Source organism: Pseudoalteromonas sp. bablab_jr011 (assembly GCF_016464045.1).
GTDB classification, from domain to species: domain Bacteria; phylum Pseudomonadota; class Gammaproteobacteria; order Enterobacterales; family Alteromonadaceae; genus Pseudoalteromonas; species Pseudoalteromonas lipolytica.
On record NZ_JACDWU010000266.1, the window covers coordinates 15225 to 34095 of the forward strand.

An 18871-nucleotide genomic window follows, 5' to 3' on the forward strand; every position below is an offset into this window, starting at 1 on the left:
AATAATACGCTAACTCCCCATTTCTGGGTAGTCTATTGTAAAGATTTTTGGACAAACGTGTGCAAAAAACTCAATTACTTGGGTACTTGGTCCACTCTTGGCCATCTAATTGGATATAAGGCTGTCCTTTAATGTACATCATAACGGTATCTTGGTTTTCAGCGACTACCGGAGCACTTGGTAAATTATCAAGCACACGCTTAACAGGCACCGTACCCGCAAATACATCCAGTTTCATGGTGTTATTGATAAGTTCAGACAACGAAAAATAGCTCATCGTCTGTTGTACATCATTCAAACCGCTGTGTTTAACATCAGGACCAATAAACTTCACGGCAGTGGGTACAGACACAATTGACGGGCTTGGGATTTCACGAAGACCTGCAAATTGTAGTTTATCACCCTCTAATGCTGCGCCATGTTCAGGCACAACCATTAACAGTACATTGCGCCCTTCTCTTTCAAGCTGACTAATAAAGTCATCAATATCACTAAATAAATGCTGCTGGCGAATTGGATAACTCTTTAGGCTATTCATGCGAGAGCGGCCCGCTAGCTGATTACCATCATGCAAGCTAATCGTGTTGTAATAAAGCGCACGTGGCTGCCTGGTATTTTTATGGCTCTCCAACCAATTACTTAAGATAGCGGCATCTGAATAAATAGGCTTTCCATCGAAACCATATTGCGCAGCTTGAAATTGACTAAAATCCAAATTAGGCACTGACACGCCACCGTATTGTTTGATCAAGCCAATAAAGTCATCAAAATGACCATCATGATTTAATGCCACGCTCGTGTTGTAACCTAGCTGCGATAAGTTACTAAATAATTGACACTCTTTAGCCACAGGTTTAAACAGTTGGTCTTGAGGAGTTTGCCCACAACTCGCACGCAGTAACCTTATTGCTGCAGGACCACTGTATGAGGTTGCTGAATTAAAATTACTAAACAAAATATCAAAGTTATCAAATAAATCACGCGGTCTCACACCAATGGCGTCCAGGTCCGCAGTGGCCAAAGAGCAAATATTAAGCACAACCACGTCAAAGGGTTGTCCATTGAAGTTAGTCGGAAATTGGCTTTTTAGTTGAGTTTGTTGCTGATAAAAATCATCGAGTTGTTGATCAAACGTTTTTTGTGGTGACGAACTCGACACTGCGACAGGTACCTGTTTTTTCGTTGATTGATTATTCACAACCACAGGGGTTGAGAGTGTATCTGTTACTGTCGTCGCACTCAGCCAATAAACGTAAATAAACCCGATCACTGAAATACTGGTGTAGCGTATCCATTTTACTGAATACCAATACACCACGACTAAAACAAACAGCCCCAGTAATATATCAACACTGATCACTCGCGTCGCAATCTCCGCAAAGTAAGCAAAGCTGAAGTCTTGTACATTTTCAGCTTGTTTAGTTAAACGTGAAATGGGGGGGAGCCACGAATCGTGATACAAAAGTGCAGCCCCAACTACGACACTGATACTCTGTTTTAAATACGTTAACCATTTGATTTGAAATGACACGGCTAAAAAAGCAAAAAACGCTAAATTTGCGACGAGATCAAATGAAATATCACCACGACTATAAAGAAAAAACTTTACTAAAAAGTATAAGTTCCAAACACCTAATCCTGAAAGCCTCACTGAGAATCCTTTTTCTGTTTTTTGGGAGTATAGGGCGTTAATAACACATGCCTAAAAGTCAATGTACGGTAAATGCTTACTATTTTTTTAAACAAGATTTTACCTGTATTACTAATCAAAACCCCCAATAATAAAGCGATAATAAAAGTAATAAAGAACTGATTTAAACTCATATTTGCTCACCTTTTAAAGTTACTTTTACGGGTTTAGAGATAGGCCTAATCACCTTTTTAAATTCAGGAGTCTCCTTATTCAATGAAGAAATATCAGCTGTTTTAGCATCAAAAACATAACTGACATTTTCTTTTAATTGCTCGGTGTAATCAGGCACGTCAACATTGGTATACCTGCGCTGCAGATGACGGCATTCTTGCTGAATGTAGAAATGATCTGCAATCACATTTTTCGACATAAAAAAGTCGCTAATTTCAAGCTTAAATAAATGCTTAATCGCACTTTCTACGTCATGCTCACGACACGCATGTAAATACAGGTAAATATAATCGTCAGCAAAGCTAAAAATATCCCCTTCACGTTTTACATGAAACAAATGCAGCGGGTGTATTGCATCTATACGGGGTAAAAGTTGTAACATAACAAGCACCCCGCTAACACCTAAATTTGCAGCTGAGTCACTATGCTTAGCAACTTGTTCAACAAATTTATTTATCGGCAGATACCCTTTAGTCAGTACGTTTTCACTGTATTTCAATACCTCATCAATTGAGTTAGGAAGTGGTCTTGAAAACTGGAATCCTTGGATTGATTGAATTTGTGATTGTAACCGCGAAGGCTCAGAGAAACTGTATAAAATAAGGTTCACGCCTAACGTTAAAAAGAGGCACTCATCTTGATGGCGAATAATGCCATCTACATTTTGAATGACTAGCTTTAACTTTCGACCACATTGTTTGCGAAGCGAAAAGCACTCACCAGCCAATGCAGACAAATCAGTGTAGCGCGTTACCGAAAACACTAATGTAGCAGCTTTTTTTGTAAGGCCAAGTTTATACAGTGCATTATTATCTTCGACTATTTTATAAGACAGCGGTAACTTCGTCCCTTGCGGCAACGCATGTTTAACAAGCCATACCTCATCTTCATCTAATCCTTGTTGCGATGATGTTTGCTCATTCGACTCTTCTAAATGAGCATCAAAAACGCTCAATTGCCCCTGCAAAAGCTCACAATTTATAGAATGACCCGCAATTACGCCATCTTTATGGCTCCAATAGTCATATTCTAAGGTACGAATTGAGGCTTCTTGAGTAATAAAAATTTGGCCATCAAAAAGCGTATTTAAAGCCAGAAACTGGCGCCTTACATCACTAATACGCGAGCCCGAAATCAAGAATATAACTGTTACGTTTTTAGCAATAGATAAATCACGGTAAAACCCGAGCTTTTTAGTTAATTGCGCTTCAGTAAGAGGTACTAGCAGCTCTGAATCCAAGTGTAAAATCAGTGTACTATTTCGAAGCTCTTTATATTGTTTTAATTCCTGAATCACGCCGCGAGAGAAATGTAAGTTTTTTGCTAAATTTGCATCGTGATGTAAATGAAAAGGATGCAGCAAACCTTGCTCAAAAAGGCTAAATAATAGCGTGTTATTTTCACTCTCAAAAAACACCTCAACGTGCTCAGAGAGCAGGAAAACAGGGTCTTTATTACTAGCTAATAGGTGTCTTACTAACTCTAATAACTGATTGTCTAAAGATGCCAACAGTGCATAATTTGCACAGCGCTTGAGCGCTGAGTAAGCGTTTTGTAATCCTGTAATTTGTAAATGGGGCACCAGAAAATCCTTTTAAAAGATACTTTAGCGCTAGTTTTAAGCGCTATTCTATATATAATGCGGCTTATGTCCATGTATCGTAGACAAATTAAATTCAGTTTTTGCCGTTATAGGTCTATTAGATGAATGACTTTGCATTTAAAAAATCAACTGTTTTAACAAAAAATGACATTGACAATTTATTACGCCAATTTGGCGGAAAAAATCAAGGTTATATTGAAATAGTCGACGTTGAAAAAAACCGTCAAACGATCGATAAATATCCTTTAATTAAAGATATCGCTTTATCTATTAAAGATACACAACAAGATAAATTATTTAACAAAAGCACATACTAAAGAATGAAAAAGATTTTCGTGAAAGGGATAAAAGGAGGTACTGGAACCACATCGGTAGTGGCAAACCTTGCGTGTGCTTTAAGAAAATCACATGAAACAGTCTATGTAATAGATCTCGATCCTAAAAGCGACATAGGCTTACACCTAGGGCTTGCATGGGACCATTTACTAGGATGGAGTGATTACGCCGATTTTGCATCTGCCAGTGAGCAGTTCCATCAAGATAATGACGGCGTCACGTTCTTACCGTACGGAAGTGGCTCAAACACAAAAAGCAGCTTTAAAGATATAATAAATCATTGCCAGCAACTTCATGACAGCGATGACGCGTGGTTCTTATTTGATTGCCCTGCACATATTAATGCACTTGAATACCCGCTTGACTCTGAAGATATTTTTCTTGAAGTCATCAATTGTGACGCCATATGCCATAGTTTGATGTATAAGCAACTGAATTTTTTAAAGCAGTCTGGTTCATCGTGGCAGCACTACTTCTTGACTAATCGTTTTAATTCAGCGTCTGAATTAGAGTCTGACTTATTACAGCTATGGCAATCTGAATTACCTCTTTTTGCGCCTTTATACATCAACAAAGACGAAGCTATCATGGAAGCAACCGCATTTCGTAATGTGGCGATTAATTGTGCTCCATACAGTGTTGCCAACGATGACTTTGAAACCTTAGCCGGTTGGCTCGTTAGTCGTGCAAACAATAATGAATCATAAGCCAACAGCAATGAAATTACCTGAACGTATCATCAAAACCTGCTTAGGCTTCTTATTTACAAAGAAGATAACTCGTTTTGTGTTTTTTAAATTTCATGGCTACTTTAATCAGCATAAAATAAGCCTACTTGGGGCATTTATTCTGCCTTTTTTGGTGTTATTTTTATCCTTGTTTATAAAACTGGACAAAAACAGAAAAAACCAAATAAAACAAAAGTTAAAGTACTTTTATCCGCATGTAACGCGCCCCGTTGTCACACCCAGTAACTGTGTACGCATTTTATTGCAAAGTATTTATTTAGCCTTGTTCAACACCACAACAACATCACAGGCACAGATAAGCTATGAGCAGCGTAAAACATGGCGAAAAATAAAGCATTCACTCAGAATACTGCGCCTTGTCGACAAAAAATTAGTGCGTGCATTTAAGCGACTTTGGCTGTTTGCTAAAACAAACCCATCAGCAGAATCTTACCAGCGTATTAGTAAAGCTGAAATTTGGAACAATCGCATACTGAAAATCGCGTTTTTCACCATACTCATTTTTGCTGTGGCAGTTTTTGTCACGGTGCCTTTCAGTATCGAAGCACAAGCGGTGTTCATTAGTTTACTGCTTATCGTTGCCTACTCGCTAAGGCGCGTTGAAGGACAGATGGCCACCATCACCATGATCACGCTGGCAGTCACAACATCAACACGTTATTTATGGTGGCGCTACACCGACACGCTTAACTGGGATGACCCCGTCGCATTAGCGTTAGGTATTGGCTTATTATTAGCTGAAAGCTATGCGTGGCTGGTGCTTATTTTAGGCTTTTTTCAAACCATTAACCCACTAAAACGTAAGCCTTTACCACTTAATGAAGACACGTCAACGTGGCCAACCGTCGACATTTATATTCCGACTTACAATGAGCCATTAAGTGTCGTTAAACCTACCACTATTGCTGCCCAAAGCATCGACTGGCCTGCTGATAAGTTAAACATCTACATTTTAGATGATGGTAAGCGTCCTGAATTCGCTGAATTTGCAAGACAAATTGGGGTTGGCTACCTAACTCGCTCAGACAATAATCACGCTAAAGCGGGTAATATGAATCAGGCTATGAAAGTGACACAGGGCGAATATATCGCTATTTTTGACTGCGATCACATCCCTGCCCGCTCTTTCTTACAAATGACTATGGGGCAATTTCTTAACGACAGCAAAGTGTGTCTAGTGCAGACTCCACATCACTTTTTCTCTGCGGATCCATTTGAACGAAATTTAAAAAACCATCGAAAAATCCCGAATGAAAACATGCTGTTTTATGGCTTAATTCAAGACGGAAATGACATGTGGGACGCTACATTTTTCTGTGGTTCGTGTGCTGTACTCAGGCGAAGTGCGCTTGAAGAAATAGGCGGTTTTGCCGTTGAAACCGTCACCGAAGATGCTCACACTGCATTAAGAATGCAGCGTGCAGGCTACAAAACCACCTATATCAATATTCCACAAGCTGCAGGGTTGGCTACTGATAGTTTATCGGCACATGTGGGTCAAAGAATTCGCTGGGCACGAGGGATGGCGCAAATTTTCCGCTTAGATAACCCTTTGTTTGGTAAAGGCCTGAATATTGCTCAACGACTCTGTTATCTCAATGCAATGTTACACTTTTTATCTGGTATCCCTCGCATTGTCTTTTTAACGGCCCCGCTTGCACTAATTTACTTCAATGCACAAATTATCTATGCGCCTTTTGTGGCTATTTTCTTATATATAGTGCCAACATTATTGCAGGTAAAAATTACTAACTCTCGTATTCAAGGTAAGTATCGTTACTCTTTTTGGGGGGAGGTCTATGAGTCTGTTCTTGCGTGGTATATTTTAAAGCCCACCACAGTTGCGTTAATTAACCCTAATAAAGGAAAGTTTAATGTGACCGAAAAAGGGGGATTAAACGACACCGATCATTACGACTGGACTATTTCAAGGCCTTACATCATCCTTTTACTTATCAATGTTATCGGCATGACCTATGGCGTATTCAGACTCTTTTTTGGTGATACATCACAGATAGGTGTGTTAATTATCAGTATGTTATGGGCAAGCTACAACGTTATAATTCTGGGTGCTGCGGTTGCCGTTGCAGCTGAAGCAAAACAAGTACGTAGCTCACACCGAATTAAAGCTAACTTCCCTGCTGCAATTAGATTAGCCAACGGACACACGATAAAGGTCAAAATCACCGATTACTCTGATAACGGCGTCGGGCTTGAAACAGAACATAGCCACCTGTGCCGTGTAAACGATAAAGTTGAACTACTAATGAGTCGAGGATTTAAGCAGTATTCATTTGCCACCTACATTTGCAACACACGCGACAAACAATTGGGCTTAACGCTTCGTGATCTAGATTTAGAAAAACAAAAAGCGTTTATTCAATGCACCTTCTCTCGTGCAGATGCTTGGCTTGATTGGCAAGAAAACTTTAAACACGATAAACCGTCATACAGTTTTTCAAATGTATTTTACACCAGCCTTCGAGGCTTTAAGAACTTGATTTTCCACGCTCCAAATGAATTAAGACCCGTCATTGTATTTGTATCGCAGGTCTTATATTTTGTGGCCTCGTTATTACCTAAAAAACCAACAAAAGCGTTTAAACCATCATGATGAAATCACTATTAACCTTGTTATTAGCAGTTGGCACTCTCAGTTTATCTGGCTGGGCTATGAGCGCAGAGCCACTCCCTGATAAATCTATTTTTGATGATGGTTACCCTGAAAGTGCCCCTGTCGAGAGTTTAACGCTCAGTTTTGAACAATTAGGGCTTAGTAAGTTTAAACTTGATGGCGTGAGTAGTAATACACGTGTTGAGTTTACCAACCGTTTAGACAGGCTCGGGAAAAAGTTAACGCTTAACTTTTCATATACTTACTCACCTTCTTTAATAGGCCGAGTCTCGCATCTAAAAATATTTTTCAATGAAAACTTAGTCACTGTATTACCTGTTGACGATAAAAATACGGTACTCGGCAGTGTAGCCGAGCACAGTGTTGCGCTTAATCCCAAGCTAATTAAAGATTTTAACCAAGTGCGTTTTGAACTCATCGGTTACTACGATTTAGTGTGCCAAGACGATTACAGTAAAACAATTTGGGCAGAAATTGGCAAAAGTAGTCATATCAGCATTGAGAGACAATCACTTGCACTTGAAAGTTTACTTGAGTATTTCCCGGCGCCGTTTTTTGACTCGCGTGATTACACCAAGCTGACATTGCCATTTATTTTTTCTTCGCAACCCGATGAGCCAACACTGGAAGCTGCCGCTGCACTATCAAGTTTTTTTGGTGCGCAAGCGAAATGGCGTAAAGCGCAGTTTCCTGTCCATATCAATAGTACGCCCACTGAGCATAGTGTGGTGTTTGCAACCAATGATAATAAGCCTGACTTTTTACTAAATTATCCCGATGTCGATAAGCCAACAATCGAAATCATCAGCAGCCCGACACATCGCTATGCAAAAGTTTTATTAGTGTTAGGCAAAAACACAGAGCAATTAAAAGAGGCGGTTGTTGGATTAGTGTTTGGCTATAAAGTCATGACAGGTCGAAGCGCCACCGTTGACGCAATTGCCAGCCTGCCTTTAAGAAAAGCTTACGATGCGCCGCTGTGGGTTCGTTCAGACCGTGCTGTGAGTTTTGATGAATTTATCGAATACCCGACCCAATTACAATCACAAGGCTTTCGTGGACAACCTGTCCGTTTAGACTTACGCTTTGCGCCCGACTTATTTACATGGCGCGAAAATGGCATTCCCATTACGCTCAACTACCGCAACACCCCTGTTGAACATGGCATGTTGTCGCGCTTAAATATGCTTATAAATGGCAAATTTGTAGATGGTTTTATTCTTGAGAACGACCATGGTAAAACCATTACTACGCAAACGTTACTGCCGCTATTATCAGACATAAACCCGAGCCAATCACGCCAAGATTTTGAGCTAACAGGGCTTGATTTAACCACTAACAACCAACTCACTTATGACTTTAACTTTGCCGTTGTAAAAACAGGCGAATGCAGTGCGATTCCTGCCGGTGGCGAATTTGGTGCTATCGATGGCAGCTCTACAATTGATGTGAGTAACTTCCATCACTATATTGCTTTACCCAATTTACGAGCATTTGCGAGTGGCGGTTTCCCCTTTACGAAATATGCCGATTTACATCAAAGTACTTTAGTGATGGAGGCTAATAGCTCTACAAATGCGATTAGCTTACTGCTGAATTTTACAGGCCATTTAGGGGCGATTACCGGTTATCCTGCTCATCGTTTGAGTATTCAATTTCCAAGTAGTCAGCTAGATTTTGCTGACAAAGATATTGTCATTATTGGTAAACCAGATTCATTTTTAAGCTCGGTCGCCGAAAACAGCTCTCTCAGTGTATTGATTGATAATAATCAACGTATTGTCGATCAAGCTATTTATAATGGTGCTTATGACAGTACCGATGCCGAAAAAATTAAAGTCAATATACGGAGTTTGGGCCGTTTAGCCATTATATCTGGTTTCCAATCACCTTTTGATTCTGACCGCTCAGTAGTGTCTTTAATTGCCACTAACGACAATGCTTACTCATTGCTTACAGATGCACTATTAGATAACGCGAAAACATCACAAATAATGGGTAGCTCTGCAATTATTAATAACCAAGGCATTAAAACCATAAAAACCGATGACCAGTATTTTGTTGGCCACGTGCCAATCCACACGTTAATTTGGTTCCATTTTTCAGACCAACCTTTGTTGTTGGCTATTTTATCAATTCTTACCCTACTGCTCATTTCATTTATGTTATGGCGACTATTAATGTTGTTAACAAAGAAACGTTTATCTGAAGGAGATAAAGCATAATGAAAACTCTTGCTTCTTTGCTATTCGTTTTAGCATTTTCAACACCCGCTTTTGCACAATTAACCTGTGCAGCGTGGCCACAGTGGAATACGTTTAAAACGCATTTTATTTCGCCTAAAGGACGTGTTATCGATTTAGGCAGCGAATATGATATAACGACATCGGAGGGTCAATCATATTCACTTTTCTTCGCCTTAGTTGCCAACGATCAAGCCAGCTTTGATACATTATTAGAGTGGACGGAAGTTAATCTTTCTGAAGGCGATTTAAGTACGCGCCTGCCTGCATGGAAATGGGGTATAAAGGAAGGTGAAGGTAAAATTTTAGATTCAAACCCAGCCTCTGACTCTGATTTATGGATAGCATACACTCTCTCTCAAGCAGCCAAACTATGGCAAGACAGGCGCTATGCAGTGCTAAGCAGTGTGCTTGCAGAACGTATTATTCGTGAAGAAACCGCACAGCTTCCTAAACTGGGGATTACATTACTGCCTGGACCTAATGGCTTTAAGGACGGAAACACTTGGAAGCTTAATCCAAGCTATGCCCCACTGTTTATCCTTAAGCAATTTGCTGAACTTTATCCGCACTCTCCTTGGCAGCAATTGCATGACAACTCTGCCAATATGCTTATTAGCACAGCCGCTAAAGGGTTTAGCCCTGACTGGGTTAATTACAATGCAGAGCAAGGCTTTTTTCATGATAAACACGCACCTGCTCTGGGAAGTTATAATGCAATACGGGTTTATTTATGGGCCAGTTTGATGGCTGAAGATGCGCCTTACAAATCAGCATTAATGAAACAATTAACCCCCATGGTTGAGCACATTGTTTCTTCAGGCAAAGTGCCCCTAGAAACACAGGCTGTCACGGGGAAAGTATCAGGTACGGGACCTATTGGCTTTGGGGCTGCACTGTTGCCATTTTTAGCGGCAGAGAATGCATCGCAATCAATCACCGCATTACAACAGCAAATGATGATGGACACCGGTTTTATTAGTAGCCGCTACTATGACAGTGTGTTGTATTTATTTGGCACGAGCGCATTAAGCAAACGCTTCAGCATTAATAAAAATGGCGAACTCATTACGAACTGGAGTGCTAAATGCCAATAAAATGGTTACTTGCTGCAATTATAGCAAGTCCGAGTGCAATCGCCTCTTCGACACAAAACAGCCTTGATACCCAATCTATTGATTGGTTAATAAGCCAAGTGCAACTCGGTGAGATAGAGCTAGACACTGAACTTATGACCAATAGTTTAGATAAGCTGTTGAGTATCGCGCCTAAAGACACGCAAGTGCAGTGTGCAGAGATACGCGTGCTGTATGCGCTGAAAGAAACAGAGCAAGCCAACAACTTGCTTGCAGGTATTGCTCAACAGCCCCACCCCTGTGTTGACAGCCTTGTGCTTTTGGCCAGAGTAAATAACGAAGATAAAGCCACGATTCAACAGGCTCGCCTGCGTGCGCGTGCGGGTCAATATGCTGCAGCAGTTAAAATTTACAATACGTTATTTAAATCGACTTATCCGAATATCGAGTTCGAGCTTGAGCATATTAATTGGCTAGCCCAAGACAGCAGCCAATATCAACACGCCCTAAGGGGGTATCGTTCTTTAATGAAACGCTACCCAAATAGCGGCCGTTTTGAGTTGGCTTATGCCCGTCATCTTATTAAGAAAAATCCTGAAAATGCACACGCGATTGACCTGCTAAGTCACTACGCACACAGTAATCAATATGGTGTAGAAGCCGAATTTGCTTGGCTTTCAGCACTCGAAGACATGCCGCTTACCCAACAAACCATGCGTGCCTATGCACGTTATTTTGAAGCGTACCCAAAAAGCAGTAAGGGGCAGTTACAATTTAGTGATTTTGAAAAAAAATACCAAGCAGAGCAAAGAAAGCTTGCAGATCCTGCCTACAAAGCGTGGGTTAGAGGCAACCAAGCACTTGAAAAGAAAGATTTTTCAAAAGCACAGAGGTATTTTAATTCTGCGTTATCAGGGCGTCCAACAGACCCAGAAATCTATAATAGTTTGGGTTTGCTTAATCTTCGGCAAGGCAATAATGAGCAGGCTTACAACTTTTTTAAAAAAGCACAACAATTCAGCACAGATGTAAATCGTATTACCGTATTAAAAGGCTTAGCAAACACAGCACGATTTTGGCAGTACATCGATGAGGCAAAATCGGCACTCAGTGCATCACACTTTAAACGTGCTGAACTTAAGCTAAATTTAGCCGACACTCTCGATGAAGACCCAGACACCGTGCTGTTTTACCGCGCACAACTTGCTGAACAAAGTGGTCAATATCAAACGGCTATGAATTTGTATAAGCAAGTATTAAAAAACGATCCTCTGGCAGAGTCGACCCTAAGCGCAATGCTTCGCCTCAGTGCGTCAGATGGTAATTATACGAGAAGCCATCAGTTTTATAATGGCTTAAGCACTCAGCAGCAAGCGCTTATAGCCCAAGATTATACACTTTTACAAACTCAGCAATTACGTGAACAAGCCGATGAATTAACCGCCAAAGGAGACCTCGATGGAGCAGTACAACGCTTATTAGTCGCCATAAAACAAAGCCCGCGCCAAAGTTGGTTGTACTATGATCTAGCAAACTTATACCAACAACAGGGGTTGGTTGATCATGCCAAAGCTCTTTACAAAAAAACCTTATGGCAATTCCCTCTTGATGCTGAGCTTCGCTACAGCCATGCTTTGTTTTTACGCTCATTGAATGACTACGAGGGGGCATTAGCAACCCTTGATTATATTCCAAATAACGCACGCACTGAGCAAATTAATGTATTAACTGAGCAACTGAGTATTAATGCCAAACTTGAAAAACTCGCGACAAATAATACGGCAACGAATAAAGCTACAATTATTTATAAACTCACGGAATTAGAAGCGCAACCACTCACCCCGCTTATGCAGGCAGAGCTGGCAACTCAGTGGCGACAAATTAATGAAAATAACTATGCTATTCGACAGTTAAAGAAGGCGCTTACGCGCGATCCAAGTCTCAACCCTTACTGGCATATGCTCTATGGTGGCTGGCTTATCGAAAGCGCTAATCAAGCAGACACCGACACATGGCTTGCGCATTACCAATTACCCACTAAGGCAACTGAGGCCGAGCAAGCGCAGTGGTTAGCTTTGCAAATTAACTACATTAACACCTTTGAGCAAGGACAACGTCGTATTGCAAAACTGAGCTCACTCGATCAGCAACACAATAATAATCCCCAATTAGCTGAAGCCCTTATCACTGCGTATATTGAACAAAGTGAAGGCAACGCTGCAATCAACCGATACCAACAACACACTGCGGCCGGATTCAGTGTTTCGATTGATACCGCATTGGCAGTTGCTAAATTAAGTCGAGAGCAAGGTGAGCACCTTTTAGCGGATCACATCATTACAGAACAGGTCCATGCTGTTAATGCACAAGAGGCATACCGCCAACAACAGCTAATGGCTGCCCTCGGTAATGTTGAAAACCAGTCAACAGCCCTCAAGCTCGCTCAACAATTACTCGCCAAGTCAAACAATAATGCCGAGCTTTATTATCAAGCGGCATCCGTTGCCGATTCGCTTGAACAAACTACCCGTGCAGAGAATTGGTATCGTACTGCAATCGCCCCGCAAACACACAACCACACCACTCTCAGTGATGAACAAAATTATGCGCTTTACGCGCTGGACGACGATGCACCTTGGTACGTCAATAATGCGAAACGCCAGTTGCAGCGTATTGAGCGCGATGAGCAGGCATATATTACTGCGGCCATCAACCTTAGCAGCCAAACCAGCACTCAAAATGAGTCATCATTAGGGGCCGGCGCTACTCCCATAGAGGCTGGTTTCCCGCTTTTTGGCGGCACCGGTATTGTTAAACTCGATCCGATGACGATTTCAAGTCAAGAAACACGTTTTGATGAAACTTTCGCGGGTAGCCGCTACGGACAAGGTGCGTTGTGTATTTTCGATTGCCCATTGACCAGTATTAAGCCGAAGCAACAAGGTATCGATATTGGCCTTGCGTGGCAAAACGAACAGTGGCGCTTTGATATTGGCACGACCCCACTGGGCTTTTTAGTTGAGGACATTGTTTGGGGCATTGATTACAACGGCGATATTGGTGATTTTGGCTATGGTGTTACAGTGAATAAACGCCCTGTCACCAGCTCAGTTTTATCGTATGCGGGTCTAGAAGATGTATTCACTAACCAAGTGTGGGGTGGCGTACGCGCTACACAACTTCAGCTCAGCCTTTCTCACGATCTAGGACTCGACTGGGGATTTTGGGGCAGCACAAACTATCAATTGCTCAAAGGTAAAAACGTTAAAGACAATCAAAGTTACAGTCTTATGGGGGGCAGTTACTACCGAGCCATCCGACAGCGAGATCAAGAGTTAAGCTTGGGCATTAACCTCTTACACTGGTCTTATAAATATAATTTAAGTGAAGAAACGTGGGGTCATGGTGGCTATTACAGCCCGCAAAACTACTTAGGGGCTTCTTTTCCCGTGGTTTATGATCACCGAATTGGTCACAATTTTATTTATCGTCTTCGTGCGGGTGTATCGTGGTCAACAACAACGACTGACGAAATTGAATTTTTCCCGAACGATGCTCTTTTACAGGCTCAAGCACACGCGCAAACAGACGTAACCGGAGTGACGCCTATTTTTGAAGATGATAAAAGTAATGGGCTTTCTTATAACTTAGGAGCCAGTTTTGAATACCGTTTTACACCCCATTGGTTTTTTGGCGGATATTTAAATTTAGATCGTGCAGATTTTTACGAACCAAACTATGCACAGTTCTATTTTAGGTACTACTTTAAGCCGGTTTATAGTGAACTGACCTTCCCTGGAAAGCCCGTTGTACCTTACCAAAGCTACTAAACACTGGCCTATAACCCTTCCCCTGAACTGAAGGTCTATGTATACTGTAGCGCGCATGTAGCTAGGATAAGGGTGTGTCTCTTACCCTCAAGTTCATAACTTGAACAACAAACCATTATCTTAGCTGCATCACACACATGGCCGCCCGTTCAACAATAAAATACACAGAACGACCAATGCAAAAATAATAAGGCCTCAACAAAAACTTAAAGTTAGGAAGTAAATATGAGTTCATTACCTAAAGCAGGTGACTTTTTAGGGCATCCTAAGGGGTTATTCCTGTTGTTCGGCACAGAAATGTGGGAACGATTTGGTTATTACGGCATGCGTGCCATTTTAGTGCTGTACTTAGTTGCACTTGTTCAAGAAGGTGGTTTTGGTTGGTCAAATGCTGATGCATTGAGCCTTTACGGTACCTTCACTATGGCTGTTTATATTACGCCATTACTTGGTGGTTGGTTAGCTGATAACGTGCTAGGTCAGCGTAAAGCAATTATCCTCGGTGGTTTATTAATGGCTGCTGGCCATTTTACCATGGGTATTCCTCACAGCTATTTAGCAGGCCAAGAAGAAAACGTTTTCTATCTTGGTTTAACACTACTGTGTTTAGGTAATGGTTTATTTAAGCCAAACATCTCAACAATGGTAGGTGATCTATATAAAGAAGGTGATCAACGTCGTGATGGCGCGTTCACTATTTTCTATATGGGTATCAACTTAGGGGGTGCGCTTGGCCCACTTATCGCTGGCTATGCTGCTGCATCAATGGGCTGGCAATGGGGCTTTGTAGTGGCAGGTATCGGTATGGTTATCTCTGTACTAATGCAACTTGCACTGAGCAACAAATACCTAGGCGATATCGGTGTGGTTCCTTCTGCTAAGCTTTCACAAGCACAATCAGAATCAAACACGAAAGAGCCACTGACTAAAGTGGAAACTGACCGTATTAAAGTTATCTTCACAATGAGTGTATTCAGTATCATCTTCTGGATGGGGTTTGAGCAAGCAGGTGGTCTTATGAACCTATTTGCCAACGACTACACTAACCGTATGCTATTTGACTTTGAAGTACCTGCATCTTGGTTCCAATCGTTAAACTCTATTTTCATCATTGTATTTGCACCGCTCGTTGCCATTATTTGGTTAAAACTTGATAAGCGTGAGCCTAACTCACCAGTTAAGTTTGCTATTGCACTTATCTTCTTAGCACTTGGCTTTATCACCATGATTTTGGCACTAATGACGCAAGGTCAAGGCGATAACCTGCAAATCAGCATGATGTGGCTCGTGTTATTTTACTTATTCCATACACTTGGTGAGCTATGTTTATCACCAATTGGTTTATCAATGGTAAGTAAACTAGCACCACTGCGTTTAGCGTCAATGCTTATGGGTATTTGGTTCCTGTGTACAGCTGTTGCAAACAAGATTGCAGGTTTCGTAGGTTCTTTCCTAGGCGAAGGCGAAGCGGCTGTTGAAAATGCAATGGGTATCTTTATTGGTTTAGGTGCGACAGCAATCATCTCTGCTGTCATCATGTACTTATTAAGCGATAAACTTGTTAAGTGGATGCACGGTGCTGAAGGTCAGCATGTGCCTCACACACAAGAACACATTCTTGCAGAAGAGCTAGAAGTGACTGCTGAAAAGCAATAATACGTTTCCCCACAGCGCCTGCTGTGGGGATTTTCTTTCTAAAGGCTACTTCCCCGTCCTCAATACTGATACTATAATCCAACGTTAATCGGTATATCGGCAAGGACGTTACATTGCGCTTTTTAATTCAACTGTCAGTTTTTTTAACTATTTCATTACTCGCAGCCTGCGGGGGTGACAAAACAACAAAAGAAACAGCAGTCCCCCCGACTCAAACCGGGTTAATTATTTCTGCCGATAATGGCTTAACTGAGCAGTTTGATAATGGCAAAGTCATTCTCACAGCCCCAAAGAATACCGTCACAACAGACACAACGTTCACGTATACATCAACAGCTGCGACACCTACCGATACTGACCAAGGCATTGTCTCTGCGCGCTATACATTCAGACCGAATAATGTGGTTTTTTCAGACCCACTAACCTTAGCGATTAAGCTACCAGAGCAACAAGCTGATGTTGTTTTTAGCATCGTAATTTTAAAAAATGAGCAATGGCAGCCCCTTACTACAATAAAAAATGACGATGACTTTGCAGTCAGTCAAATCACTGAGTTTGGCACATTTGCTTTAAAGTCGCGCAGGGTGCCTGCGGTCAGTAAAACGATTGGTGAACAATGTGATGATAACGCAACATCACAAACCGTCCGCTTTATCCATGTAGCTGACTTACATGCTCGCTTTGGGTTTAAAGAGCAGCTTTTTAGTCGTATCCGCAGTTATTACGACAATGCAAAGCAAGCGAACCCAAACACCCTCTTTACGAATGGTGGGGATGACTATGAAAAAGGCACGGTTGCTGAACAAACATCGCAAGGCTTAGCTACGGTTGAAGCCATTAAAGCAATGGCATTTGATGTGAGGGTTATTGGTAACCACGATTACGCCTGGGGTCCTGAGCAATTACTTGATTTTGCCGATGACGATAATGCCATTGTGCTTGCCAGCAACACGGAATACGACGGTAATGCCGACATTGAATTTGCAGCGGTTGATTTTTCAGTGGTAAAGGTAGGCTGTCTGCGTATTGGTTTTTTTGGCATGACTTCGGTGCCATGGAATGAGCTTGATAATCCGATTGAAGATGATCCAATTCCAGATTTTATTGCTAACTTCAAAATGAACTGGCAATGGCAGGAAGTGGCAGAGCAAATCGTTAATCAATATCGACAAGACGTAGACTACATGGTGATGGTAAGCCACCTTGGGGAAGGCACTGATACGCGTATTGCTACCACTGTATCTGGCATTGACTTAGTGCTCGGTGGGCACACCCATGGCGGCGAAAATTATCAAACTCTCGAAAACGGCAGTCTTGTAATTCAGCCAAACTTTTTTGCCCAAGGTCTAACCGATTTAACCTTAACCTTCGACCTTAAAGATAAAAGTATCACCGATGTTGATTACAATACGGTGTCGACCAGCGACATAATGACAGTTAGCACAGACACAAAAACAGCAATAGACGAAATTATGGGCCGCTATGCCCCCGACGCCAATACCGAAATTGCCGTGTCTGAAAACTACCCAAGCGCTGAGGAAGTAGCCCTGCTCACAGCGAAAGCAACAAAACAACAATTTGCAGCTATTGATGCAGCCCTTTTTGATGCAAGCCAAGTACAAGATCGCTGGTTGCCCGGCACACTCACACAAGAAGATTTTCATGCCGCGTTTAAAGTTGAGCGCCAACCCTCAAATACATCAGGCTTCAATGCAATTTACCAAGTCAATGTCACAGGTGCTGAGCTTAAAGCCATGGTACAAAGCCAACCTGAGTGGGTTTACTTAGCCCCCGCGAGTATTGACGATGCTGCACAGTATCAAGTGGCACTTTTTAAAGGCCCTGCCCTCAATAGCACCTTATTCTTCCCGACTGTGCCAGCATTAGAGGCAAATTTATTGGCCGAAAGTTGGTGGATACTGGATAACTATGCCCGTTTTCGTACCAGCCAGTGTTTATATTTAGACACAGAGAATACACTGAGTGCCTGCGAAAATGAGGATGTAGTCACTGTCTGGAATTTTAATGATCCGAGCCAAGGGTTTAAAAGTGACTTAGGTCCCGCAGCTCTTAACTTCTTCGACCCAGAACAACGTAATTGGGGAGAAGAAAACAGCCAATTTTCGACGACCAGCGCATTACAAATTGCTGATTTAAAAGACGGTATATCAGGGGTATTAGCGTTTTCTCGGCACAGTCCAAGTCAAGGCTTACTACTAACAGCAAATAGTGCTGCCAATGGCGACTTTACCAATGACGGATTGATTGCCGATTACACACTCGTCATGGATTTACTGTGGCCTGAACAAAGCAGTCAACAATGGCGCGCTCTGTTACAAACCGATATCACCAATATAAGCGATGCCGACTTATATACGAATAAAGCTAACGCGATAGGTATTGCTACAACTAAGAGTGGTTACTTTGGTAACCTAAACGCTGGTGAGTGGCATCGCCTTGCTTTTGTATTCTATGCAGCGCCGACTAACGGAGCACTAAAAATTTACCTAGATGGTAAGCTTATCGGTGTGAAAGACGAAGGCGAAATAAACCAGCGCTGGGCGATTGATAAAGCAACCTTACTGCTGACCGATAATGACTATGAAACGGAGCCTGGGTATTTAAATGCGCTGCTGTTTGCAGGCCGAGCCATGACAGACAATGAAATAGCCACCTTAGGCGCAGCAAAACAACAATTGAATTATGTCCGCTCAACACGCATCTTAAATAACGTTGTTGAACGTCATTACCAAACGGCACCACACATAATGAATAATCCGTGGTTACAACAACGCAGTAAGTTTTTTAACAAACAACGCCAAAGTGTAAACTAATTAATACACACAAGCTAAATAAAAAGGCCAATATTGGCCTTTTTA

The 18871-nt window shown here is 41.8% G+C and carries 10 protein-coding genes; 8 read left to right on the forward strand and 2 right to left on the reverse strand.

What is annotated here, in order from left to right:
- Positions 1–70 precede the first annotated feature (70 nt).
- Positions 71–1651, reverse strand: a complete 1581-nt coding sequence (gene bcsG / locus JIG41_RS15955) for a cellulose biosynthesis protein BcsG (RefSeq protein ID WP_199525075.1) — start codon at positions 1649–1651, stop codon at positions 71–73.
- A gap of 169 nt (positions 1652–1820) precedes the next feature.
- Positions 1821–3446, reverse strand: coding sequence for a cellulose biosynthesis protein BcsE (gene bcsE / locus JIG41_RS15960; RefSeq protein ID WP_036966973.1), 1626 nt, complete (start codon positions 3444–3446; stop codon positions 1821–1823).
- Between the two features lie 122 nt (positions 3447–3568).
- On the opposite strand from bcsE, the gene bcsR reads away from it, so the two are divergent.
- The 8 genes from bcsR to JIG41_RS16000 all read left to right on the forward strand — a co-directional run bounded on the left by bcsR (position 3569) and on the right by JIG41_RS16000 (position 18826).
- Positions 3569–3784, forward strand: a complete 216-nt coding sequence (gene bcsR, locus JIG41_RS15965; protein ID WP_036966971.1) for a BcsR/BcsP family cellulose biosynthesis protein — start codon at positions 3569–3571, stop codon at positions 3782–3784.
- Positions 3785–3787: 3 nt separating this feature from the next.
- Positions 3788–4510 carry a cellulose biosynthesis protein BcsQ gene (gene bcsQ / locus JIG41_RS15970; RefSeq protein ID WP_036966968.1) on the forward strand — a complete coding sequence of 241 codons (723 nt, stop codon included), beginning with the start codon at positions 3788–3790 and terminating at the stop codon, positions 4508–4510.
- Positions 4500–7166, forward strand: a complete 2667-nt coding sequence (gene bcsA / locus JIG41_RS15975) for a UDP-forming cellulose synthase catalytic subunit (protein ID WP_081759708.1) — start codon at positions 4500–4502, stop codon at positions 7164–7166. The genes bcsQ and bcsA overlap by 11 nt, the downstream gene beginning before the upstream one ends.
- On the forward strand, positions 7163–9412 hold the full coding sequence (gene bcsB / locus JIG41_RS15980; protein ID WP_199525076.1) for a cellulose biosynthesis cyclic di-GMP-binding regulatory protein BcsB: 2250 nt from the start codon (positions 7163–7165) through the stop codon (positions 9410–9412). Before bcsA ends, bcsB begins: the two co-directional genes overlap by 4 nt.
- Positions 9412–10527, forward strand: a complete 1116-nt coding sequence (bcsZ, locus tag JIG41_RS15985; protein ID WP_065978851.1) for a cellulose synthase complex periplasmic endoglucanase BcsZ — start codon at positions 9412–9414, stop codon at positions 10525–10527. The genes bcsB and bcsZ overlap by 1 nt, the downstream gene beginning before the upstream one ends.
- On the forward strand, positions 10518–14336 hold the full coding sequence (locus JIG41_RS15990; protein ID WP_199525077.1) for a cellulose synthase subunit BcsC-related outer membrane protein: 3819 nt from the start codon (positions 10518–10520) through the stop codon (positions 14334–14336). Before bcsZ ends, JIG41_RS15990 begins: the two co-directional genes overlap by 10 nt.
- A 225-nt stretch (positions 14337–14561) precedes the next feature.
- Entirely contained in the window at positions 14562–15992 is a 1431-nt protein-coding gene (locus tag JIG41_RS15995) for a peptide MFS transporter (protein ID WP_075593749.1), read from the forward strand.
- A 113-nt stretch (positions 15993–16105) separates the two neighbouring features.
- Entirely contained in the window at positions 16106–18826 is a 2721-nt protein-coding gene (locus JIG41_RS16000; RefSeq protein WP_199525078.1) for a metallophosphoesterase, read from the forward strand.
- Positions 18827–18871: the final 45 nt, after the last annotated feature.

Coding starts and splice junctions, on each gene's coding strand:
- bcsR (WP_036966971.1), top strand. CDS start 3,569: ATGAATGACTTTGCATTTAAAAAATCAACTGTTTTAACAAAAAATGAC.
- bcsQ (WP_036966968.1), top strand. CDS start 3,788: ATGAAAAAGATTTTCGTGAAAGGGATAAAAGGAGGTACTGGAACCACA.
- bcsA (WP_081759708.1), top strand. CDS start 4,500: ATGAATCATAAGCCAACAGCAATGAAATTACCTGAACGTATCATCAAA.
- bcsB (WP_199525076.1), top strand. CDS start 7,163: ATGATGAAATCACTATTAACCTTGTTATTAGCAGTTGGCACTCTCAGT.
- bcsZ (WP_065978851.1), top strand. CDS start 9,412: ATGAAAACTCTTGCTTCTTTGCTATTCGTTTTAGCATTTTCAACACCC.
- JIG41_RS15990 (WP_199525077.1), top strand. CDS start 10,518: ATGCCAATAAAATGGTTACTTGCTGCAATTATAGCAAGTCCGAGTGCA.
- JIG41_RS15995 (WP_075593749.1), top strand. CDS start 14,562: ATGAGTTCATTACCTAAAGCAGGTGACTTTTTAGGGCATCCTAAGGGG.